At 73.6% G+C, this 21,421-nt stretch carries 19 protein-coding genes, 1 tRNA gene and 1 pseudogene; 12 read left to right on the top strand and 9 right to left on the bottom strand.

The features are described from left to right. Positions 1-43: 43 nt before the first annotated feature. From ABZ714_RS15005 to ABZ714_RS14985, 5 genes are all read left to right on the top strand, one after another. A complete protein-coding gene (locus ABZ714_RS15005; RefSeq protein ID WP_358825629.1) occupies positions 44-2,707 on the top strand; it encodes a serine hydrolase in 2,664 nt (887 codons plus the stop codon). 611 nt (positions 2,708-3,318) lie between these two features. Beyond that, positions 3,319-5,001 carry an MFS transporter gene (locus ABZ714_RS15000; RefSeq protein ID WP_358825671.1) on the top strand — a complete coding sequence of 561 codons (1,683 nt, stop codon included), beginning with the start codon at positions 3,319-3,321 and terminating at the stop codon, positions 4,999-5,001. Between the two features lie 136 nt (positions 5,002-5,137). Further along, positions 5,138-5,515, top strand: a complete 378-nt coding sequence (locus ABZ714_RS14995; RefSeq protein ID WP_358825628.1) for a VOC family protein — start codon at positions 5,138-5,140, stop codon at positions 5,513-5,515. 137 nt (positions 5,516-5,652) lie between these two features. After that, on the top strand, positions 5,653-6,267 hold the full coding sequence (locus tag ABZ714_RS14990; RefSeq protein WP_358825627.1) for a hypothetical protein: 615 nt from the start codon (positions 5,653-5,655) through the stop codon (positions 6,265-6,267). A gap of 113 nt (positions 6,268-6,380) precedes the next feature. Then, complete coding sequence (locus ABZ714_RS14985) at positions 6,381-6,944, top strand: hypothetical protein (RefSeq protein WP_358825626.1); 564 nt, start codon at positions 6,381-6,383, stop codon at positions 6,942-6,944. A 93-nt stretch (positions 6,945-7,037) separates the two neighbouring features. Here ABZ714_RS14985 and ABZ714_RS14980 read toward each other — a convergent pair whose 3' ends face one another. Beyond that, on the bottom strand, positions 7,038-7,538 hold the full coding sequence (locus ABZ714_RS14980; protein WP_358825625.1) for an NUDIX domain-containing protein: 501 nt from the start codon (positions 7,536-7,538) through the stop codon (positions 7,038-7,040). A 248-nt stretch (positions 7,539-7,786) separates the two neighbouring features. On the opposite strand from ABZ714_RS14980, the gene ABZ714_RS14975 reads away from it, so the two are divergent. Next, complete coding sequence (locus ABZ714_RS14975) at positions 7,787-8,242, top strand: MarR family winged helix-turn-helix transcriptional regulator (RefSeq protein WP_358825624.1); 456 nt, start codon at positions 7,787-7,789, stop codon at positions 8,240-8,242. A 69-nt stretch (positions 8,243-8,311) separates the two neighbouring features. Here the strand turns inward: ABZ714_RS14975 and ABZ714_RS14970 are convergent, their stop codons facing one another. Both ABZ714_RS14970 and ABZ714_RS14965 read right to left on the bottom strand, forming a co-directional pair. Next, positions 8,312-9,028, bottom strand: a complete 717-nt coding sequence (locus tag ABZ714_RS14970) for a DUF4232 domain-containing protein (protein ID WP_358825623.1) — start codon at positions 9,026-9,028, stop codon at positions 8,312-8,314. Positions 9,029-9,264: 236 nt separating this feature from the next. Next, on the bottom strand, positions 9,265-10,749 hold the full coding sequence (locus ABZ714_RS14965; protein ID WP_358825622.1) for an alpha/beta fold hydrolase: 1,485 nt from the start codon (positions 10,747-10,749) through the stop codon (positions 9,265-9,267). Between the two features lie 254 nt (positions 10,750-11,003). Between ABZ714_RS14965 and ABZ714_RS14960 the strand changes: the two genes are divergently transcribed. Beyond that, complete coding sequence (locus ABZ714_RS14960; RefSeq protein ID WP_358825621.1) at positions 11,004-11,516, top strand: hypothetical protein; 513 nt, start codon at positions 11,004-11,006, stop codon at positions 11,514-11,516. Between the two features lie 526 nt (positions 11,517-12,042). Here ABZ714_RS14960 and ABZ714_RS14955 read toward each other — a convergent pair. Continuing rightward, positions 12,043-12,867 (bottom strand): helix-turn-helix transcriptional regulator, encoded by an 825-nt coding sequence (locus ABZ714_RS14955; protein ID WP_358825620.1) that lies wholly within the window; start codon positions 12,865-12,867, stop codon positions 12,043-12,045. Positions 12,868-12,989: 122 nt separating this feature from the next. Between ABZ714_RS14955 and ABZ714_RS14950 the strand changes: the two genes are divergently transcribed. Next, positions 12,990-13,424 (top strand): hypothetical protein, encoded by a 435-nt coding sequence (locus ABZ714_RS14950; RefSeq protein ID WP_358825619.1) that lies wholly within the window; start codon positions 12,990-12,992, stop codon positions 13,422-13,424. A 108-nt stretch (positions 13,425-13,532) separates the two neighbouring features. On the opposite strand, the gene ABZ714_RS14945 is transcribed toward ABZ714_RS14950, so the two are convergent. The 5 genes from ABZ714_RS14945 to ABZ714_RS14925 form a co-directional block, all read right to left on the bottom strand. Next, positions 13,533-14,060 (bottom strand): hypothetical protein, encoded by a 528-nt coding sequence (locus ABZ714_RS14945; protein ID WP_358825618.1) that lies wholly within the window; start codon positions 14,058-14,060, stop codon positions 13,533-13,535. 54 nt (positions 14,061-14,114) lie between these two features. Further along, on the bottom strand, positions 14,115-14,321 hold the full coding sequence (locus ABZ714_RS14940; protein ID WP_358825617.1) for a hypothetical protein: 207 nt from the start codon (positions 14,319-14,321) through the stop codon (positions 14,115-14,117). A 154-nt stretch (positions 14,322-14,475) separates the two neighbouring features. Further along, positions 14,476-14,991, bottom strand: a complete 516-nt coding sequence (locus tag ABZ714_RS14935) for a hypothetical protein (protein ID WP_358825616.1) — start codon at positions 14,989-14,991, stop codon at positions 14,476-14,478. Next, positions 14,991-15,524 (bottom strand): hypothetical protein, encoded by a 534-nt coding sequence (locus tag ABZ714_RS14930; protein WP_358825615.1) that lies wholly within the window; start codon positions 15,522-15,524, stop codon positions 14,991-14,993. The genes ABZ714_RS14935 and ABZ714_RS14930 overlap by 1 nt, the downstream gene beginning before the upstream one ends. Before the next feature lie 3 nt (positions 15,525-15,527). Beyond that, positions 15,528-16,229 carry a hypothetical protein gene (locus tag ABZ714_RS14925; RefSeq protein WP_358825614.1) on the bottom strand — a complete coding sequence of 234 codons (702 nt, stop codon included), beginning with the start codon at positions 16,227-16,229 and terminating at the stop codon, positions 15,528-15,530. A 383-nt stretch (positions 16,230-16,612) separates the two neighbouring features. Between ABZ714_RS14925 and ABZ714_RS14920 the strand changes: the two genes are divergently transcribed. From ABZ714_RS14920 to selD, 4 genes and pseudogenes are all read left to right on the top strand, one after another. Further along, positions 16,613-16,705, top strand: a tRNA-Sec gene (locus ABZ714_RS14920). A 57-nt stretch (positions 16,706-16,762) separates the two neighbouring features. Beyond that, positions 16,763-18,145 (top strand): annotated as a pseudogene (gene selA / locus ABZ714_RS14915) (L-seryl-tRNA(Sec) selenium transferase); the annotation flags it as partial. 317 nt (positions 18,146-18,462) lie between these two features. Next, the gene (locus ABZ714_RS14910; protein ID WP_358825613.1) at positions 18,463-20,241 is read left to right on the top strand and encodes a SelB C-terminal domain-containing protein; all 1,779 of its coding nucleotides are present in this window, start codon (positions 18,463-18,465) and stop codon (positions 20,239-20,241) included. Then, on the top strand, positions 20,238-21,293 hold the full coding sequence (gene selD / locus ABZ714_RS14905) for a selenide, water dikinase SelD (RefSeq protein WP_358825612.1): 1,056 nt from the start codon (positions 20,238-20,240) through the stop codon (positions 21,291-21,293). The genes ABZ714_RS14910 and selD overlap by 4 nt, the downstream gene beginning before the upstream one ends. The last annotated feature ends 128 nt before the right edge of the window (positions 21,294-21,421 follow it).

Raw genomic sequence — 21,421 nt, 5'->3', positions numbered from 1 at the left:
GGGGCGGACCGGGTTGTCTCCGGCGGCGGCACGATCGACGTTCATGGTTCATCGAGGAGGCACGGTGGCGGGCGAGTCCCCCGACAAGTCGGAGCAGCGGAAGTCGTCGGGGGCGACGACCCCGGGTGAGCGTGACCCTCGGCTCGCCATGTCGGCCGCCCGTGTGGACCAGCCGACGGCGGTCTTCACCCTGCCGCCCGAGCCCGTCTCCGGCGAGGCGGCCGACGAGGCCGACGCGACCGAGGACGCGGCGGGCGCCGAGGGCGCCGGGCGGGGCGCGGACGGCAACGGCCGCGCGGGCGACGGCGACCGCGAGACCCGCGCGGGCAATGCCGACGACACCGACAAGGCCGGCAAGGCCGCCGACACCGACGACGCGGGCGACAGCGACGACACGGGCGACAGCGACGCGAACGACGCGGATGGCGCGGATGACGCGGGCCGGGTGGACGACGGGGAGGCGGAGGCCGTGGAGGCCGGGCGCCGCGCTCTCGCCGCCGCGTCGGACCATCCGACGTCGGAGGTGACCGCGGTCGTCCCGGAACCGCGCCTGAGCGCCCCTGAGGCGCCCCCGCGCGCTCCGGATGCGCCCCCGGCCCCCGAGGGTGCCTCCGAGGCCCCTGAGGCCGCTGAGAGCGCCCGGAGCGCGGCTCCTGCGGCCGTCGGGGGCCGTGGCGACGCCGATTCCGCCGATTCGGCCGAGATCGACGCGGAGGACGCCGCCGACAACGACAGCGAGAAGGGTGCCGAGGGCGGGAAGTCCGGCCCTGAGTCGGGTGCGATAGCGGGCGGCGACACGAACGACGCCGACGCCGAGGACGACACCGACACCGACGCCGAGGGCGACGAGCCCGAGGCCGCCGCCGAGAACGATCACGACAGCAAGTCCGGCAAAGACGCCGACGACGGCGGTGACGGCGGCAACACAGACAATAAGGACGCCGACGCCGACGCCGACGCCGACGCCGAAGCGGAAGAGGGCAACGGCAAGGACGACGACTCCGGTGCCGGTGCGAAGGGCGGGGCCGCCCCCCGTACCGCCGACAAGCTGGACACCCCGACCGGCGTCTTCACCCCGCAGGCCAAGCGGACCGGGGCCGTCCCCGCGCCCGCGGTGGACAGCCCGACGACGGCCCTGAAGCTGCCGCCCGCGCCGCGCCGCGAGCCCGAGCGGTCCCCGTCGGAGAAGAAGGGGGACGACGGAGGCGCGGGCGGCAAGAGCGCCGACGGCGGGAAGAAGGCCAGCACCTTCGTACCGCTGCGGAGCGCCGACCCGGAGCCCGAGGCCCCCGCCGCGTCCGCGGCCACCGCGCCGAAGGCCCCGGCGGCGGCCCCCGCGAAGGCCCCGGCGGAGCCGCCCGCGGCCGTGCCTGCCGCGCCCGCCGCGCTCGTGGACGCCGAGCGGACCCGGCAGCAGCCCGTACCGCCGCTGCCGCCGATGGATCTGCTCGCCGAGCTGACGAACACCCCGCCCACCCCCATGCGGACGGTGGCCCGCCGGTTCAAGATCTGGACCCCGGTGGTGGTACTGCTCGCCCTGATCGGAGCGGTGGCCCAGATACTCCGCCCGCTCCCGGCCCCGGCGCTCGAACTCTCGGCCAAGCCCACCTTCACCTTCAAGGGCGCCAAGCTCGCCCTGCCCTTCCCGACCGACGGCCAGGGCGCCGTCGCCGTCGAGGGCGTCGGCACGATCGGGACGTACGGCCCGCAGGGCGTCGCCCCGACCGCGAGCGTCGCCAAGGCCATGACGGCGTACGTCGTCCTCCGCGACCGCCCGCTCAAGGAGGGCGAGGACGGTCCGAAGATCACGATCGACGCCCAGGCGGCCAGGGAGTCGGGCAACTGGGAGAACGAGTCCGTCGCGAAGGTCTCCGAGGGCCAGCAGTACACCCTGAAGCAGCTGCTCCAGATGACGATGATCAAGTCGGGCAACAACACCGCCCGGTTGCTGGCCCGCTGGAACGCCGGTTCCGAGGCCGCGTTCGTCAAGAAGATGAACGACGCCGCCAAGCAGCTCGGGATGCGCGACACCGTCTACACCGACCCCAGCGGCTTCAAGAAGACCACCGTCTCCACCCCCGCCGACCAGCTCAAGCTGGCCGAGGCCGTGATGAACAACAAGGTGCTGCGGGAGATCACCAACACCACGAACGTGGACATCCCCGGCAGTGAGTCCATTCGCAACGGCAACGACCGGGCCCTGCTGCTCGAAGGTGTCGACGGCATCAAGACCGGCTCCTCCACCCCGGCGGGCGGCAATCTGCTCTGGTCGTTCGTGAAGGAGATCGACGGTACGTACTACCGGATCAACGGTGTCGCGATGAACGCCCGCGACGGTGACTCGCCGTACCAGAAGACCCAGAAGGCGATCGACTACAGCGTCAAGATGATCGAGTCGACCCGGGACGGGATGGTCGGGGCCACGGTCGTCAAGAAGGGGCAGGCCGTCGGCTATCTCGACAACGGCCTCGGCGGCCGGGTGCCGGTGGTCGCGACCCGCGATCTGAAGGCGATCGGCTGGGGCGGTCTGGAGATCGAGCTGGAGCTTTCGATGCGCAAGGGCGACCTGCCGCGCTCCGGCAACGCGGGCGATGTGATCGGCGAGCTGTCGGTCCTCTCCGGCCCGGCGAAGGAGACCGTCCCGGTCGCGCTCCGGGAGAACCTGGCCGAGCCCGGGTTCGGCGACAAGCTGACCCGGCTGGGCTGACCGGCCGCCCGGGTCGCAGGCCCGGGCCGCCGGCCCGACCCGGGTCGGCAGGGGTCCGCGACGGCGCGAGCGGCGGAACGGGGGCGTCCCGGTTTCGGGGCGCCCCCGTGTCGGCTTCCCCGGGCCCCGGGTTGGTACGTACCATCTGACGTCGCCCGGGACCCGGGGCCGGGACACCCCGGGGGCAACCCCGGTCACCCCGTCCGGCGTCCTTGATGGGAGCCGACCCGTCTCGGGTAACGTCGGTACACCGATCTCAGCGGCATCTGCCGTACCGCCGTCACCGGCGCCGTCGGGGCGCGGCGACACCGCACCACCGAGATCCGCCCGGATCCATCCGAAGCACTGAAGCACTGAAGCAGTACCGAAGTACCGACACCGACAGCACCGACACCGCCGACCAGCGACAGACGGGGAGAGCCGCAGTGACCACCGCAGAGCCGGTCAGGACGGACGGCGTCGGCCCCGGTGCGAAACCCCGAATACGGTCGTCGGCGACGGACGGCACCGGCTCCCCGGACCCCGACGGCTTCCCCGGCTCCCCGGAACCCCGCCCCGGCCGGTTCCGCGGCGTAGCCGCCGACGTCTGGGACCGGCTCACCCGCCGTCCGGTGATCGTCACCACCGTGGTCGCCGCCATAGGGCATCTGATCTGGTTCTTCTTCTTCGCCAACACGGGCGGTGACCTGGCCGCGCAGGACGCCTGGGCCGAGTTCGTCGGCCGGCACCCCGAGTCCGCGTACAACCTGGCCTGGTACGGCGGGATGCATCCGGTCTCGTACAGCGTCGTCTCGCCCTATCTGATGTCCCTGATCGGCGTCCGGTCCACGATGATCGTCGCCGGTACGGTCTCCGCCGCGCTCACGGCGCTGGTCCTGGTCCGGGTCCGGGCCGTCCGCAATCCGCTGCCGTGCGCGCTCGCCGCCGTCTTCGCCTTCCTCTGCAACGCGCTCTCCGGCCGGGTCACCTTCGGCCTCGGCATGATGTTCGCGATCGGCGCCGTGGCCGCCGTCTTCTGCTGGCCGTACCGCTGGCGCACCAAGCGCTGGGCGAAGGCCGCCGTCGCCGCGCCGCTGGCCGGACTGGCCACCGCGTCCAGCCCGGTCGCCGGACTCTTCCTCGGGGTCGTCGCCGCCGCCCTCTTCCTCAACAAGCGGCGGCCGGGCGCCTTCGCCATCGGGCTGCCGCCGGTCGCCGTGGTCGGCCTCTCGTCCTGGCTCTTCCCGTTCTCCGGCACCCAGCCGATGTCGCTGGGCACGGTCTCCTTGCCGTTCATCTTCTCGGTCCTGGTCTTCGTCCTGGTCCCGAAGGAGTGGCGTACGGTCCGGACCGCGTCCGTGGTCTACGGCCTGGGGACGATACTGACCTGGATCGTCGACTCGCAGATCGGCTCGAACGTCACCCGGCTCGCGATGCTCTTCGCGGGTGTGACCCTGCTGGCGGCCCTGCCGTACGCGGTCCCCCGCTCGCGCCGCTGGTACGCGCTGGTGGTCGCCTTCGCCGGACTGAACTTCTGGATTGGCTTCAAGGGGGTGGACGACGTCGTCAGGACCGCGCCCACCGCCTCCTGGAACTTCGAGCTGGCGCCCCTCGTGGACAAGCTGGACGATCTCGACGCCGAACGGGGCCGGGTGGAGGTCGTCCCCGCCCGCAGCCACCGGGAGGCGTCGGCGCTCGCGCCGTACGTCAATCTGGCCCGCGGCTGGAACCGCCAGGCCGACATGGAGCGCAACCCCCTCTTCTACGACGAGGAGAAGACCCTCACCGCCGCCGACTACCGGGCCTGGCTCGACCGGATGGCCGTGCACTACGTGGTACTGCCCGAGGGCAGGCCCGATGTCGGCGCCGAGCAGGAGAAGGAGCTGGTCGAGGGCGGACTGCCCTATCTGAAGCGGGTCTGGGGCGACTCCAACTGGCAGATCTTCGCCGTGGACGACCCCGTACCGCTGGCCGCCGCCCCGGCGAAGGTGGAGCACGCGGGCGCCAACCAGCTCCGGATCACCGTCGAGCAGCCCGGCCGGGTACTGATCCGGGTCCCCTACTCGCCCTGGCTCAGCCTCGTCGACGAGAAGGGCAAGCGGGTCAAGGGCCCGCAGGAGACCCAGGAGTCCAAGGACCGCGAGGACGGCGAACCCAAGACGTTCGACAACCCCAACGGCTGTCTGATCAAGATCGAGGAGAACCTCGACGGCGACGAGTGGACCGAGCTGGTCGCCCCCGAGGCGGGCACCTACCGGCTGGCGGGCCGCTACTCGCTGCCGCGCGGTACGCCCTGCCCGGACGAACTGCGGTAGCGGGGCGGCGGGGGCACAAGGCGGCGGGGCGCCGGAGGCCGTGGCGGTGGCCGGACCGATGAGTTCCGGCGCCGTACGCGGTCAGGACCCGTAGGGCGCGGACGCCGCGCCCGCGGGAACACCAGGAGGCCCACCCATGACAGCCACCAACGGCAACATCACCGGACTCGGTGTCGTCCTCGGCGGTACGGACCCCGAGCGGCTCATCGCGTGGTACCGCGCCGCGCTGGAGCCGCTGGGTGCCCGCTGGGAGGAGCATCTGCTCGTCGTCGGGCCGGGGGCGATCATCGGATTCGACCGCCGTGACGATGTCGCGGACCGGTCCGCGGAACCCGGCAGGCAGCTGATCAACATCACGGTCCGCGACATCCGGGCCGCCGAGAAGCACCTCGACACCCTGGGAGTGACCTGGGTGCGGCCGGTCGAGGAGGTCGGCGGCGGCTGGCTGTTCTCCACCCTCGTGGACCCGGACGGCAACTACCTCCAGATCCTCCAGGGCCCCGGCACGCCCTGAGACGACCCGAGGCGCCCCGAGCCGGGGGCGCGCGCGGGGGCGTGTGCCCGGAGTGGCCCTGATGGGTGTATGAGGAATCCGATGCGTTCTGCGAAGACCCTCACGCGGGAGTGCGCCCGTACTGCATAGTGTCCGCCATGCAGCTCAGGGCGAAGGGCCGTCACCGTGCGGGGGACGGCATATGGCTGGACGACGACACCCCGCTCTCCCCACTCTCCCGGGTCGGCCGGGGACTGCTCGGAACGGGAGTGGCGCTCGCCCTCACCGCGGGCGTCACGAGCACGGTACTGCTCGCCGTCGACGACGGTGAGGGCAGCCGGGAAACCGACCGGATCGCGGGCTCGACCGACCTCGATCTGAGCGACCCGGCCGGGCCGGGCGGGGCCGTGGAGGCACCGCCCGCCACCAGCCCCTCACCCACCCCGGAGGCATCGCGATCCGGCGCCCCCGATCCGGCGCGTACGACCCCGGGCGCGCGCCGGGTGGCGGTCCCGGCGGCGGTCCCCGCGGGGCGTACGGACACCACCCGCACGCCCCGCCCGGCGGCCGAGGCCCCGCGGACCCAGCCGCCGCCGCGCACCGACCGCCCCGCACAGCCCGGCCCGTCCGCCGAACGCCCCTGGGAGCGGATCCCCGGCAAGGGCAAGCACGCCAAGCCCGGCTGGGGCGACGGCCGCTGGCAGTGGGACGGCGACCGGGACCACGACGGCGGCGAAGACGACGAAGGCGACGAAGACGGCGGGGACGACTGACCCCACGCGGTCGCGCGACGGTTCGGCAACGTGGTGCGAATGTCTCACCCGGCCGGGCGAAACAGCAGGTCATCCGGGACCGGGCCGGGTATCCGCAGTCAACAATCCCTGCCATGACCGAACCCATGAGCCGACGCCGCGCGCTCGGCCTCACCGCCGCGGCCGGAGCCGCCGCCCTTCTCGCCGCCGGGACCGCGGCGGCGGCCCCGACCGCCGCCGCCCGCCCCACGAGGCCCGCCGCCCGCCGGGCCCCGGTCCTCGACGGCGTCTACGGCATCAGCAGGCCGGAGGAAGAACTCCTCACCCTGCTGGAGCCCCGGGACAGCGTCGTCGTACTGCAACCCGGCGGGCAGCCCGGCGACCAGGAATGGCAGGCCCGGACGCTCCCCAACGGCAATGTCACCCTCCGGAACCTCCGGTGGAACACCTATGCCGGATACGAGGGAGACCCCCGGCGCGGCCGGTTCGTCGTCGGTACGGACCGGCCCGTCGAATGGTCCCTGCGGCAGAGCGCCGAGCGGTACACCTTCCATGTGGTGGTGCCGGGCGGACCCGTCGACGGCGCGGAGCTGGCGATCGACCTGAGCCCGCTGCTGATCTTCCCGCCGCGTACGGCGCTGGAGACGCTGAGGCCGCACGACGTACGCCAGGCGTGGCGCTTCCACTTCCACGAGTAGGCCGCCCGGGAGCGGCGCGGAACGGGGCGGGGCCCGGCATCGGCTGCCGGGCCCCGCCCCCTTCTCCGCTCTCTTCCCGCCCCGGGCCGGGGCTCACCGCCACCCCCTGAGGGTGATGCCGGGGCCCTGGTTGAGATGCCGGTGCAGGGCGCTGGCCGTGGTCGGCACGAAATCGTCCGGCAGCGCGTCCGTCTCCGCCCACCGCACCTCCGCGTGCTTGTGGGGTTCCCGGTTGCGGAGTTCGCCGGACCACTCGGTGGTGGTGAAGACGACGGTCAGATAGCCGTTGGGGGCCGCGACGCCCCAGGCGCCGTGGACGATGTGCGCCACGGCCAGCGACTCGGGCCGTACGGTCAGCCCCGCCTCCTCGTGCAGCTCGCGTACGGCGGTCTCCGTGATCGGCTCCCCGGGCTCGCTCTTGCCACCCGGCAGATCCCACTTCCCGGGGGCGAACTTGGCGTCCCGGCCGCGTTGGAGCAGGACGATCCGATCGGTGGCCTGGTCGTGGACGATGACGGCGGCGACCAGCACGGTCATGGACGCGAGGGCGGGTGCGAGCGTTTCGGGCTGGTCGGCGGTCTTCGGCTGAGCCACGGTGCCTCTTCCCTTCGTCGGCGATACGGCCCGGACGGCTCTCTGCGCCCCGCCCGGACCGTTCTGTGCTCCCTCTGCCCCAGAGTTTGCTCCCCGGGCGGTGGCATATGCGTGGAGCGAGGGTTACGTCCGGGGTGCCCGGGTGCGCAGCGCGCCGGCGGTGCGCCGGGGACGGGCGGTTGACCTGAAGCCGGGTTGAGGTTCTACCGTCGCCGGTGACCACGCACGGCAAACGGGAGGGTGGGGCGATGACGGACTCACGGGACGACGCCGAACTGCTGCGACAGCCGATCGGCTACTGGACCTGGGCCGCGGGCAAGACCGTACTGGCGTACGCGCGGGCCCGGCTGGCGGCGATCGGGGTCACCCAGCCCCAGTGGTGGGTGCTCAACCATGTGGTGGGGTCCGGCGACGGCGCCACCCGGGACGAACTGCTGGCCGCCAACCAGGACAATCTCGATGTCGGTGCCGGGCTCGCCCCGGAGATCGATGTCCTGCTGGAGCGGAAGCTCCTCGTCCGGGGCGACGACGACCGGCTCCGGATCACCGAAGAGGGCCGCGAACTGCGCGACCGGGCGGCCGGGATCCAGCGGGCCAACCGCGAGAAGGTCTGTGAAGGGATCACCGAGGAGGAGTATCTGACCACGGTGCGGGTCCTCCGGCGGATGACCCGCAACGTGGGCGCGGACGTTTCGGACGTCTGACGGGGACCGGCGTGCGCGAGCCGGGCTCGTCGGAGCCCGGCTCGGGTGCGGAAACGACGTCTCGTCCGGTCAGTTGAAGGGCAGGGCGTCCTTCTCGGAGGTCTGCCAGTTGGTGACGGCCGGCTTGTCGACCAGGATCTTGCCGACGTTCAGTTCGGCCGGGTCCGGGTCCTCGTTGCCGATGGCGACGATGATGCTGGTCAGTTCCTTGCCGGTGTTGTCGGGGGTGGTCTTGGGGCTCACCCCGGCATAGGCCCTGGCGTTCCCGCTGAGGGTGATCGGCTTGCCGGGGGAGTGCTGGACGGGGCCCGCCTCGGTGCCGTCGGAGCCGAAGGCAACGGTCGGCAGCCCGCCCGGCAGGGTGCAGGTGATACCCGGCTTCGCCTTGGCGACGATCAGGATGTAGCCGCCGCCCTGGGACTGGTTCTTGGTGGACCAGGAGAGGTCGTTCGCGCCGCAGACCTGGCCGACCGGTACCCGTGAGCCGTCGCCCGCGTCGGCGCCGGAGCCCATGCCGTCCTTGCCGGTGCCGGTGCCGGTGCCCGTACCGGCGCCGTCCTTGCCCGTGCCGCCCTTCGCGCCCGGCTCCTTGCCCGTGCCCGCCTCCTGGGCGCCGCCCGCGGCGGCCGAGTCGGCGGTCTTCCCGCCCGCCGGAGCGGTGGCCGCGGCGTTCCGCGCGGCGCCTTCGTCCTTGCTCGACTCCGAGCCCTGACAGGCCGTCAGCAGCAGAGCGCCGCTCATCAGGACGGCGGAGGCGAAGATGGTCTTACGACGGTGGCCGGACATGAAATCCCCCTGGTGAGACGGTGATCGGGGCCGGGGCGGCTGGGGCGCCCCGGTGCTTGTTCGATCACTATGAGGGGGTCCTGAGCGGCGGGGATACGGGCGTCCTCGTTCCCGGACGACGCTGTCACAGCCCGGTGACATGATCACGAGGCGGAAACCGGGGCGTTCCCCCGGCCGTGGCGGCCGGGGGAAAACCCCTGCTCGAAGCGGTGCCGAGATGCTGACCGGGGGGTGGGTCAGCGCCGCGGGTCGAGCAGATAACGGTCGATCAGGCCCTTCGGGTCGCCCTCGACACCCGTGGTGTAGAGCCAGTGCCCCACCACGTCGAAGGTCTTCAGGGCGGCCCGGGGGAAGGAGGCCGCCATCCGCCGGGCGCCCGGCAGGGGCGTGGCCAGGTCGTGGGTGGCGTTGACCACCAGGACCGGGGGCGGGGTGCCGGTGGCGCGCGCGGGTACGGGCTTCGGCGGCAGCGGGGACCCCTGGCAGGCCAGGACGAAGCTCATCGACTGGGTTTCGTAACGGACGTACGGCGCCGCCTTCGCGACCCTGTCCCGGATCGCCCGGTACTCCGCGAAGTCCCTGATCCGGTAGTCCAGGTCCCGGCAGAGCACCAGCCGGAGGGCCGTCTCGTGGGCGCCGCCGCCCATCCAGTCGACCTCGCCCTTACCGGAGTGCAGCGCGGCCAGTTGCCCGGTGGCGTACTGCGGGGAGGCACCGATGACATCGCCGAGGAGGTCGGAGAGCCGGTCGGGGGAGACCTTCTTCGCCGTGGGGCCGTTCGGGCCGGGTTCGCGGAGGGTGCCCGCGTCGGCGCGGGCGAACAGCTCCTCCGCGACCGTGGTGACCTTCTTGTTCTTGACCGCACAGGTCGCCGCGTTCGTGGCGCACCAGGACGAGACCCGCTTCAGGGTGTTGTTCAGCGTCACGGCGGCTTCCGTGAGATACCGCTCCGGGCCCGACTCCCCGGGGCCCACGGCGCTGTCGAGGGCCAGGGCCCGCAGCCGGTCGGGGAAGAGCCGGGCGTAGCGCTCACCGATGAGGGTGCCGTAGGAGTGCCCCAGGAAGCTGATCCTCCGTTCGCCCAGGGCGGCCCGGACGGCGTCCATGTCGCGGGCCGTCGCCTCGGCGTCCATGTTCTTCGCCAGTGGTCCCGTACGCCGGACGCAGTCGGCGACGAACCGGGCGTTGGCGGTACGTACCCGCTCGAACTCGGTCGCGGTGGCCGGCCGGGCGGGGGCCCCGGCGAGCGGTGTCTCGTCGCACTCCACGCCCCGGCTGCGGCCGATCCCGCGCGGGTCGAAGGCCACGATGTCGAACCGGGCCCGCATCTCGGGGGTGTAACCCTGGTACGGATCGGTGGGGTTGAGCGCGTCGTCGGCGCCGGGTGCCCCGGGGCCGCCGGGGTTGGACATCAGGACGCCGATCCGCCGCTTCGGGTCGGTGGCCTTGTGGCGGGCGACGAAGAGACCGGTCTTCGGGCCCTCCGGGTTCGCCCAGTCGGCCGGGACCTCGATCGTCGCGCACTCGGACGCCGGGTCGGGGTAGGGCGGATCGACATGGGGGCACGGTCCCCACTGGACGCGCTGGGCCGCGGCCGTGCCGCGCGGTTCGGGTGCGGCGGACGCGGCGGACGCGGCGCCCGGCGCGGCGAGGGTCGCGGAGGCGGAGAGGGCCAGCAGGGCGGCGATTCCCCGTCGTCTCCGCGCGGAGTCGGTGTTCATGCGCATCACTGTCTCCCGCCCGCGTAGTGGCGCCACTACCGGCGGATGGCGGGAACGTAACGGGCGGCCCGCCGGGCTTCGGTGCGCCGCCGGGAACGTCGGGGTGGTCCGCCGGGCGGCAGAGGTGCCACCGGAAACGTCACGGGATATCCACCGGGCCCAGGGGTGCCGCCGGGTATCTTCTGATGATCACGACGCTACGGGGAGGACGGGACGCCATGGGCCCGGCTGGCGGGGTACGCGCCATACGCAGAGTGTTCGGAGCCGTGGCCCTCGCGCTGGTGCTCGCCGCCGTGCTGGTGGTCTCGGCGAAGGACCGGATCCTCCAGGCCGTCGACGGCCCGTTCCTGAACGTCGTGGACGACTGCGAGGGGACCGAGGCGCTGGTACGGGAGATCGACGCCCTGCCCGTCCTCGCCGGCCCGCCGCCGGGGACCCGGCCGGAGCGGGGGTACGAGTCGCCCGGCGGTGGCGCGGGCTGTCTGGACGACAGCGGCGACGAATTCGTCAGCGGCGGCAATGTCCTGGTGCTGGTGGGGGACAAGCGGGCCGTGGCGGACCATCTGCGGGCCGCCGCCGAGGCGGACGGCTGGACCCCGGGCCCGGTGACCGGCGGCGACGACGAGGAGCGCGACCCCTCGGACCTCTGCTTCGAGAAGCGGCTCACCGGGGGCCGCGCGGTGTTCCAGGTGTGGTTCGGGCCCCGGGACAAGTCCCTGACGCTGGAGGTCTTCTCCCTGCTGGACGGTACGCCGAACAAGTGCTGACCGGGCGCCCGCCGTACGGCGGAGCGTGAGGTCAGGCTCCCGCCGGCGTCCGGGCTCCCGGCGGCGCGGGCGATCCGCGGGCGCCGCCGGGTGGACTCCGTGCCGGGACCGGCCGGATCCCCCTGCTCGGGTAAAGGGTCCTGGTGGACGGTTCCGGGCTCCGACCCCGTCGTCGGATCCGCCGTCCGCGCCCGGTCCGCCGACGTCTTCGCCGGTACGGCCGCCGTGGTCGCCCGGTCATCGGCCGACGTCGTCGTCGGCCGGGCCGGGGCCGCCGGGGCCGCCGGGGCCTTCGGGCCGGTGGGAGTGGCCTGGGTGGTTCCCGCGGTATCTGCGGTCTGCGGTCTGCGGTCCGGGTCGTGGGGGATATGAGGGATGGGAGGGTTGTTCGGGATCGTGGGGGTGGTCGGGGCCGGAGGGTTCACCGGAGCGGTCCCCGGGAGGTCCGCCCGGACTCCGCCCGGACGCGGCGATCACCGCGCGGCGCCGCACGGGCGCGCGGATCGGCGCGAACGGTTCACCCGGCTCAGGCCAGGGCCGCCGCCCCCGAGCGCAGCGCCTTCTCCGTCGCGTCGTCGAGCGGGTAGAACAACTCGACCCCCAGCTCGGAGAGGGTCACATCGGCGGGCGCCCCGAAGGTGGTCATCGTGCTGAAGAGCGCCAGCTCCCCCCGGGGCGTCCGGAGCCGCAGCGGTACCTCCACCGGGCTCGGGGTCCAGGGCCGCGGCGGCACGGCCGCCCAGTCCTCGTCGCCCGTGCCCTCGGGCCGCGGATAGCCCGAGATCTCGGCGTAGAGGGTCTCCAGCCGGGGGTCGCCGGTGGACGCGACCTGTCTGCGCAGCGCCGCGAGGGTCAGTTCGCGTACCTCCTCCAGATTGACCAGCCTCGGCGCGAGCCCGTTGGGATGCAGGATCAGCCGGAACACGTTCGGCCGGGGATGCATCAGCGTCGGTGAGACGACGTCGGTGAGCATCGACAGCGACCGGTTGCCCGCGAGCACGTTCCACACCCGGTCAACGACGACCGCCGGATACGGCTCATGCGCCGTCAGCAGCCGGTTGAGAGCGGCCCGTACGGATGTCATGTCGGCGTCCTGGAGACTGCTCTCGCGGTAGGCGGGCGCGTAGTCGGCGGAGAGCAGCAGCGCGTTCCGCTCCCGCAGGGGTATGTCCATCGCCTCGCAGAGCCGCAGCAGCAGGCCGCGACTGGGCATGGCGCGGCCCGTCTCCACACATGAGAGATGGCGCGCCGACGAGTCGGCGCGCAGGGCCAGATCGAGCTGGCTGAGCCGGCGGCGGCGCCGCCAGTCCCGTAGTAGGGGTCCTATCCTTACTTGTGGCGTGGCCTCCATATCCGCAGGTTAATCGGGTCACGGTCACACAGGCCATGACCCACGGGTCATTGAGTCCTTACCCACGTGATGGAACGGTGTGGCACCCCGGAACGAGCCGTCAGGAGGCCACCATGACCGCTGTGAGCACCGTGTCAGGCACCACCCGTCCGACCGGATTCCCGGGCTTCTCCCTCTTCCGGATCGTCGTCCTCAGCGATGCGTGCAGTACCGCCGTCTTCGGTCTGTCGCTGCTCGGCGGGGCCCTGTGGGCGGACGAGCCGCTGGGCCTGCCGACCGCCTGGGCGGTCTCCTTCGGCGCGCTGATGCTGGTGGGCGCCCCGGTTCTCGCGGTGATAGGTACCCGGCCCCGGATCGTCCCGGCCCTCTCGGCCACCACCTGGCTCCTCAACGGCCTCTGCGCACTGGGACTGCTGGTGCTGGTGGTGACGGGCACGATGCCGCTGACGACGGTCGGGAAGGTGGTCATGCTGGCGGGGGTCGCCGTCGTGGCGTCGTTCGCGTCGATGCAGTACGTGGGCCATCGCCTGGAGCACCGTACCGCCCGCGACGCCTGAGCCGTACGAGCCGTACGACTCGTACGAGACGGGTAAGACGGCTGAGGCGCCCGGCCCCGGAACTCCGGGACCGGGCGCCTCACTTCACGCGGGCAGCCGTAACGCCGTCTACAGCACCCCGTGCCGGATCAGGACCGCCACCGTGCCCGCCGCTCCCGCCACCGCCCACAGCAGCAGCAGGATCGGGATCCGCGCCCGGACGAAGGCCGCGTCCCATACGGAGGCGTCGCCCGAGCGGACCGAGGAGCGCACCATCAGCGCGCGTCCCAGGGCGAAGGCGAGACCGCCCAGCGGAGTGGCCCACCACGGTCCCGCGAAGAGCAGGACCGCGATCGCCGCGTACGGCAGATGCGAGGGTACGAAGGTCCGCAGACCCGTACCCATCTCGAAGCCGAACTGGAGGGCCCCGCTGCCGTCCGTGCGGACGACGATGTCACTGGGGACCAGCCGGGCGTTCTGCGGCATCCGGAACGGCAGCAGCCCCACCTCGATACCGAGGAGGACGACGACCGCGACCAGCAGCGCGCCGGTCCGGACCGCGTCGGGCGCGAACGTCTGCACCAGCGCCGCCGGGAGCAGCAGAAGCAGCCCGGTGGCGAAGCCGCCGAAGAACAGGCCCCGCGTGAAGTACTGCACGTTCTTTGTTCCCCGCCAGACCGGCGAGGTCAGCAGACCCGCTGAGTTGTGGCTTCAAACGGAGCCGGAGAGGGAGTAGCCCGCCAGTACGGCCACCGCGCAGGCGGCGATCGCGGTGAGCACTCCGTGCGAGGCGGCGGGGGTCCAGACGGCCCCGGCCGCGGCGACGGCCGTGAACAGCAGGCCGATCGCCCCGGCGACGAGCGCGGAGGCTCCGGGGGTACTGGGGCGCCGTGAGACGGAGCTGAGGTCGAGCGCCATTCATGTCCTTCGGGGGTCCTGGGACGAGGGCCGTCCGGCCGCCGCGCGCCGGTGCGGGCGCGCGGCGGCCGGTGACCGCTGACCGGTGGCCTTCGGCCGGTGACCGTTGCCCTTCGGCCGGTTGCCGTCGAGCCGCGGGCCGTCCGGCCGTGCGTCAGCCGCTCTTGCAGCTCGTGGTGAAGCGGGTCCGCGAGCCCTCCAGCTTGATGTCCTCGAAGTAGCCGTCCCAGCAGTGCACGGTCCGGCCGTTCGCCATCCGCCAGTACCAGCCCGCGTAGCCGCCGCAGGCCGCCTCCCAGCCGTACTTGCGGGTCCAGTACTGGTGGGTCTCGGTGTCGGTGCGGTGGTAGCCGTCGGAGGCGCAGTACACCGAGCTGATGTACTGGCGGCCCCAACACGGGGTGTCGCCGGGCACGTCGACGCTCATGCAGTGCGCGGGGTGGCGCGAGGTGCGGCTGAAGGCGTAGGCGGAGCCGCCGCCGACCCAGCCGAGCCCGGTGACGGCCAGCGTCGCGGCGCCCGCCATCGTCGTCCGCAGGAACGTACGGCGCTGGAAGCCGCCGGTCTTCGCGGGGCGCGGCGCCTCCGGCGTGGCGGAGGTGGAGCGGATGTCGCCCGAGGTGGGGGTGACGGTCACCTCGGGAATGGACTGGAGGAAGGCATTGCTCATCACGCGACTCCCGTCGTGAGGGTGGAGGTGGTGGACGGCCGGGTGGTGCCGCCGGTGTACTCCTCGGTGAGGGCGGCCAGGGATTCCGCCGAACCCACGGGCTCCGCCGACAGCATCGCGCCGTCCGCGTCGAGGACCAGCAGGGCCGGCTGGTACGCCAGCAGCAGCGGCGAGGAGAGCCCCGGGCCCGGCAGGATCTCGCCGGCTCCGGAGCCGCTCCAGCGGCCCGAGTTGTCGATGTCGATCAGGACCGTACGGTGCCCCGCGCCGCCGAGTTCGCGCCGCAGCCCCGACCAGGCGGGGGCGACCTCCTCACAGGTGGGGCAGGTGGAGGAGAGGACCAGGGCGAAGGTGCGGTGTGCCGCGTCCGGGGCCGCCAGGTCCGGCCACCGGCTGCCGCGTTCGTCGGGCGCGGCCGAACCGCCGCCCGCCTCCAGCGCGCGGATCTTGGTGACGAGCCCGGCATAGCCGAAGACCAGGAACGCGATCGCGGTCCAGGCGAGGACGAGAAGGGCCCACAACAGGCTCTGCACCCGTCACGCTCCCCAGCGGACGTCGAGCGACTTGAGCAGCTCCTCCTGGTCGGCGCCCGAGACGCCGATGCCTGCGGAGGCGTCGTCGTCCACCAGGCAGACGGCCTTGGGTCCGGCGTGCAGGTACTTGCGGCCCCGGGTGACGCCCGCGATGCCCATGGTCTTCACCCAGACCTGGCCCTTCTCCACGGTCTTGCCGGTGCTCTCCGGGACGAGGGCGGTGGCGTCCTCGGCGGGGTAGATGGTGACCGAGCCGCCCGAGGTGAATTTGACCCCGTACATGCTCCAGGTCTTCAGGTCCCGGCTGCGCGGCGTGACGACGAGCCCGGCCCTGGTGTCGGAGAGGGTGAGCCGGTCCAGGACCTGCGTCACCGCGCCCGCGTCGACCTTGCTGCCGGAGAACTCCATGATCAGACAGTGGTGGGGGCCGGTCCAGATGCCCTGCCAGCCGCTGCCGTCGGCGTTGGTGAGGAGCTGGAGCGGACGGCCGTCGTAGGTGACCTGCTGGACGACCCGGGACTTGTGGACCTCGATCAGCCCGGCCGGGTAGCCGCGGTCGGTGATACTGACGCCGACGCCCAGGGACGGGCCGGTGAGGCGGAAGTGCCAGAACCAGTCCGCCTGCACGGAGCGGGCGCGGCAGGCGAAGGACACCCAGCGCCCGTTGGGCGCCAGTGCCTTCGCGGTCTGCGTCGTGGCCTGCATGAGACCTCCAGGACTCGGTGGTGGATGTACGGCCTGTGCCGGGCGTACGGGACCCCGGGCCGCCGACGGACACGACAGGGCCGCCGACGGCCGGGGAGGCTCGCCCGGAAGACACCGTAGAAACCCCTTCTGTCCGGCTTCTGGCTGATACCTGGCCGCACACTGCGGAGGAGTTGCGATGTGCGTCGCGTGGCGCTGGCGTGCGGCTCCTGCGGAACTTCCGTGACGCCGAGCCGGATCTGGCCGCCGGATGGGCTGCCGCTGGCCATCTGCCGACGGGTGCCTGACCCTCGGCTTACACCCCGCTCACACCCCTCTGACGTGCGCGTTTTCCATGTTTGCGTTCGTTGACAGACCAGAGCCCGGCTTGGAAGATCTTGTCCGGAGGTGTCCGCCGGCCGGTGCCGGTCCCGGTCTTCAAAACCGGTGGACGTTGTCCCTTACGCGTCAGCGGGTTCGACTCCCGTCCACCTCCGTCCCAGCCGTTCGTCCGCATACCGCCGCCTGCGGCCCGGGTCCGCGTCAGGAGTGACATGAGGAAGTCCGGCGCCCCCGGGCGCATACCGTCGGTGCGGGAGATCATGGAGGATCCGCGGCTGCGGTCCGCGGTCGCCGCCCTCGGTACGGCGGAGGTCCGCGAGGCCGCCCGCGAGATCCAGCGGACATTACGGGACGCGAACGTTCCGGGTAGCGGTCCGGAGCCGGATCCGGGTTCCGGGGCGCGTACGGATTCCCCGGCCGCCGGGTCCGCGCACCGTACCGCCGCCGGCACGGTCGGTGACGCGATCGCCGAGGCCGTCGCCCGGCTGCCGCCCGCGCCCACCCGCCACCGCCGGGTGGTCAACGCCACCGGGGTCCTGGTCCATACGAATCTCGGCCGGGCCCCGCTCTCCCGGGCCGCCGTCGACGCGGTCGCCCATCTCGCGGGCACCTCCGACCTGGAACTCGACCTCGGCGCCAACCGGCGCGGAGCGCGCGGCCGGGGCGCGCTCGACGCGCTGCGGGCCGCTGTCCCGGCCGCCGGTGACGTCCATGTCGTCAACAACAACGCCGCCGCGCTCGTCCTCGCCGCCACCGCCCTCGCGGGCCCGGGCCGGGAGATCGTGGTCAGCCGGGGCGAACTCGTCGAGATCGGCGACGGGTTCCGGCTGCCGGAGCTGCTGGAGAGCACCGGGGCGCGGCTGAGGGAAGTTGGTACGACCAATCGAACCACCGTCGACGACTACGCCCGCGCCATCACCGACGACACCGCCTTCCTGCTCCAGGTCCACCCCTCCAACTTCCTGATGACCGGCTACGTCAGTACGCCGCCGGTCGACGCGCTCGCCGGACTCGGCCGCCCCCTCGTGGTCGACATCGGCTCCGGACTCCTCGCCCCGCATCCGCTGCTCCCCGACGAACCCGACGCCACCACGGTCATCGCCCGGGGCGCCGCCCTGGTCACCGCGAGCGGCGACAAGCTCCTCGGCGGACCCCAGGCGGGGCTGCTGCTCGGCGACGCCGAACTCGTCGCCCGGCTGCGCCGCCACCCCCTCGCCCGCGCCCTGCGGACCGGGAAGCTGACCCTGGCCGCCCTGGAGGCCACCCTGCGCGGCCCCGCGACCCCGCTGGCGACCGCCCTGACCCGGCCGCTGCCCGAACTCGCCGCCCGAGCCGACGCGCTGGCCCGGCGGCTGCGAGCGGCCGGGGTCGACGCCGGGACCGAGGCGTCGGAGTCGGTCGTCGGCGGCGGCGGCGCGCCCGGGGTCACCCTGCCGTCCGCCGCCCTCACCGTCCCGGCCGGCCTCGCGCCCCTGCTCAGGACCGGAACGACCCCCGTCCTGGCCCGGGTCCACCAGGACCGGGCCCTGCTCGATCTGCGCTCGGTCCCGGACGAGGACGACGAGACGGTGGCGGAGGCGGTGCTGTCGGCCCGGGGGCGGTACGCGGGCGGCCCGGCCGAGGCGGCCCGGGTGGCCCCCGTCGGCGCGGCCGAGGCGGTACGGGTCCAGGCGGTACGGGTCCGGGCCGCTCCGCCCGTCCCCGAGGCGTCCGCCGCCCGTTCTGGGCCCGACGCGTCCGCCGCCGTACGGCATTCGCGGGACACGCCCCCGCCGGAGCCGGGCGGGGTCGCGTCCGGTGCCGTACGCGACGCCGCTGACGCCCTCGCCCTCGCCCCCGCGTCCCACCCGGACCCGGACCCGGACGACCCCCCGGCCCCGGTGCCCGCCCGGCGCGCCGCCGGAGCCGCCCGATGATGGTCGTGGTCACCGCGGGCCATGTCGACCACGGCAAGTCGACGCTGCTGCGCGCCCTGACCGGGATGGAGCCGGACCGTACCGAGGAGGAGCGGCGGCGTGGTCTCTCCATCGACCTCGGTTTCGTCTGGACGGACATCCCCGCCGGTCCCGGCGCGCCGCCTGCCGCCGACGAGCGGGTCGCGTTCGTCGACGTACCCGGGCACGAACGTTTCCTCGGGACCATGCTCGCGGGCGCCGGGCCCGCGCCCGCCGTCCTGTTCGCCGTCGCCGCCGACGGCGGCTGGATGCCGCAGTCCCAGGAGCACGCCACCGCACTCGACGCGCTCGGCGTCCGCGACGGCGTCCTGGTCGTCACCCGGACCGATCTCGCCGACCCGGCACCCGCGTTGGCGCGGGCCAGGGCCGCGCTCGCCGGTACCGGCCTCGCCGGGCTGCCCGCCGTCGCGGTCAGCGCCCGTACCGGCGACGGTACGGACCGGCTCCGTACCGCCGTCGCCGGACTCCGCGACCGGCTGCCCGCACCCGACCCCGGGGCGCCGGTCCGGCTCTGGGCCGACCGCGCCTTCACCCTCCCCGGCCACGGCCTCGTCGTCACCGGCACCCTGCGGGACGGCACCATCGCCCGGGGCGACGTCCTCGAAACCGGCCCGGACCAGGCGCCTCTGACGGTCCGGGGCGTCGAGGAACTCGGCCGGACCGCCGACCGCTCCACCGGGACCGCCCGGGTCGCCGTCAAACTCCGGGGCGAGCCGCCGCGCGGCGGACTGCGCGGTACGGCGCTCTGCGCCCCGGGCACGTACGCGCTCACCGACACCGCCGACGTCCGGCTCGCCGGGGCCGTACTGCGCCGGATCCCCGCCCGGCTGACCGTGCACCTCGGCTCCGCCGCCGTACCGGCCGCCGTCCGCCGCTTCGGCCGGGGCATCGCCCGGCTCGTCCTCGAACGGCCGCTGCCGCTGCGGATCGGCGACCGGGCCGTCGTCACCGAACACCGCCGGGTCGTCGGCAGCGCGCTGGTCCTCGACCCCGTACCGCCGTACGTCGGGCCGCGCCGGGCCGGAGGGCGCCGGGCCGACGCGTTGACCGGTCACCCCGGCACCGCCGACCTCGGCCACGAGACCGCCGCCCGGGGCTTCGTCCGCACCGGGACCCTGCGCCGGGCGGGCGTGGACTGTACGGCCGCCGAACCCGTCGCGGGCGACTGGCTGGTCGCCCCCGCCGAACGGGCCCGGATCGCCGCCGCCGTCACCGCCGCCACCGCCGACGGCGAACCCGTCGACGCGGACGGCCTCGTCCGGCGGCTCGGACTGCCCGACCGGGCGCTCCTGGCACCCCTGTTGCCGAAGGAACGGGTGCTGCGGGCGGGCCGGGTCGTCCCCGCCGACCGCGCCGACCCCCTCCCGGCCGCCGCCCGCCGACTGGTCGAAGCCCTGGAAACCGGTCTGGAAGAAGGAGAGTTCAAGGCACCGACCCCGGCCGAACTGATCGCCCTCGGCGTCGGCCGCCGCGATCTGGCCCTGGCCGTCCAGTCGGGCCGCCTGGTCAGGCTCTCCGAGACCGTGTACGTCGCCGCCGGAACCCCCGAATCCGCCGCCCGCGCCCTCGCACCGCTGACCGGACGGCCGTTCACGGTATCCGAGGCCCGGATCAGGTGGAACGTACCCCGCCGTATTGCCCTCCCTCTTATCGAGCACCTCGACCGTGCCGGGATCACCCGGCGCGGCCCGGACGACCTGCGCACCTTGCGCCCCACAAGGGAGAAACGCGTGTGAACGGCTTGAGGATGACCCAGTACGGGCGGGGAGGCGGCTGTGCCTGCAAGATCCCGCCCGGGGAACTGGAGACCTTACTCAGCGGGCTGACCGACGCGGCGGCCGGTTCGCCGTCCGATTCCCCGTCCCCTCTCCCTGCCCCGTCCGCCCCGGGCGCACCGCTCGCCCCCCTCACCCCCCGGCTCCTCGTCGGCCCCGAGCACGGCGACGACGCGGCCGTCGTCCGGGTCGGCCCGTCGCTCGCCGTGATCTCCACCGCCGACTTCTTCACCCCCGTCGTCGACGACCCCTGCACCTGGGGCCGGATCGCCGCCACCAACGCGCTCTCCGACGTATACGCGATGGGCGGGACGCCGGTGATGGCGATCAACCTCCTGGCCTGGCCGCGCGAGACGCTGCCACTGGAGATCGCCCGCGAGGTGCTCCGCGGCGGACTCGACGCCGCCCGGGCCGCGGGCTGCCCCGTCGCGGGCGGCCACAGCGTCGAGGCGGCCGAACCGCTGTACGGCATGGCCGTCACCGGGACCGCCGACCCGGAGCGGCTGATCACCGTCGACCGGGCCGAACCCGGCACCCCCCTCACCCTCACCAAACCGCTGGGCGTCGGAGTCCTCAACACCCTCCACAAGAAGACCGGTGAGGTCTTCCCCGAGGCGATCGAGGTGATGACCACCCTCAACCGGGACGCGTCCGCCGCCGCGCTCGCCGCCGGGATCCGGGCCGGAACCGACGTCACCGGCTTCGGACTCCTCGGCCACGCCCACCGGATGGCCCGCGCCTCCGGCGTCACCGTCGCCATCGACACCGCGCGGGTCCCGGTCATCGAAGCCGCCCGCCGGGCCGCCGCCGCGGGCCACATCAGCGGCGGCAGCCGCCGCAACCTCGCCTGGGTGGCGCCCCACGCCGACGTGGGCGCGGCGGACGAGGAGACGACGCTGCTGCTGGCGGACGCACAGACCTCGGGCGGCCTTCTTTTGGCCGGAGAGCTGTCAGGTCATCCCGTCATCGGAGAGGTCCTCCCCTACGAGGGCAGCACCGTGCTGCTCCGCTAGGGACTCTCGCACCGTCCTCGGCGGATCCGTCCGTCCCCCCGCCGGACGGACGGACTCCGCCGGAGACGGCCCGGGACACGACCCAGCCGCCGGACCCACGTGTCATCCGACCAACGACGAATCGGGGT

The organism is Streptomyces sp. NPDC006798 (assembly GCF_040635975.1).
In the GTDB taxonomy this organism is placed as follows: Bacteria; Actinomycetota; Actinomycetes; order Streptomycetales; family Streptomycetaceae; genus Streptomyces.
The sequence above is the reverse complement of the archived record's forward strand: the minus strand, read 5'-3'. Positions and strand labels throughout refer to the sequence as shown.

What these genes read in the sequence shown, in the direction of transcription:
- ABZ714_RS15005 (WP_358825629.1), top strand. Translation starts at nt 44, where the DNA reads ATGGTTCATCGAGGAGGCACGGTGGCGGGCGAGTCCCCCGACAAGTCG.
- ABZ714_RS14995 (WP_358825628.1), top strand. Translation starts at nt 5,138, where the DNA reads ATGACAGCCACCAACGGCAACATCACCGGACTCGGTGTCGTCCTCGGC.
- ABZ714_RS14990 (WP_358825627.1), top strand. Translation starts at nt 5,653, where the DNA reads ATGCAGCTCAGGGCGAAGGGCCGTCACCGTGCGGGGGACGGCATATGG.
- ABZ714_RS14985 (WP_358825626.1), top strand. Translation starts at nt 6,381, where the DNA reads ATGACCGAACCCATGAGCCGACGCCGCGCGCTCGGCCTCACCGCCGCG.
- ABZ714_RS14975 (WP_358825624.1), top strand. Translation starts at nt 7,787, where the DNA reads ATGACGGACTCACGGGACGACGCCGAACTGCTGCGACAGCCGATCGGC.
- ABZ714_RS14970 (WP_358825623.1), bottom strand. Translation starts at nt 9,028, where the DNA reads ATGTCCGGCCACCGTCGTAAGACCATCTTCGCCTCCGCCGTCCTGATG.
- ABZ714_RS14965 (WP_358825622.1), bottom strand. Translation starts at nt 10,749, where the DNA reads ATGAACACCGACTCCGCGCGGAGACGACGGGGAATCGCCGCCCTGCTG.
- ABZ714_RS14955 (WP_358825620.1), bottom strand. Translation starts at nt 12,867, where the DNA reads ATGGAGGCCACGCCACAAGTAAGGATAGGACCCCTACTACGGGACTGG.
- ABZ714_RS14940 (WP_358825617.1), bottom strand. Translation starts at nt 14,321, where the DNA reads ATGGCGCTCGACCTCAGCTCCGTCTCACGGCGCCCCAGTACCCCCGGA.
- ABZ714_RS14935 (WP_358825616.1), bottom strand. Translation starts at nt 14,991, where the DNA reads ATGAGCAATGCCTTCCTCCAGTCCATTCCCGAGGTGACCGTCACCCCC.
- ABZ714_RS14925 (WP_358825614.1), bottom strand. Translation starts at nt 16,229, where the DNA reads ATGCAGGCCACGACGCAGACCGCGAAGGCACTGGCGCCCAACGGGCGC.
- ABZ714_RS14910 (WP_358825613.1), top strand. Translation starts at nt 18,463, where the DNA reads ATGATGGTCGTGGTCACCGCGGGCCATGTCGACCACGGCAAGTCGACG.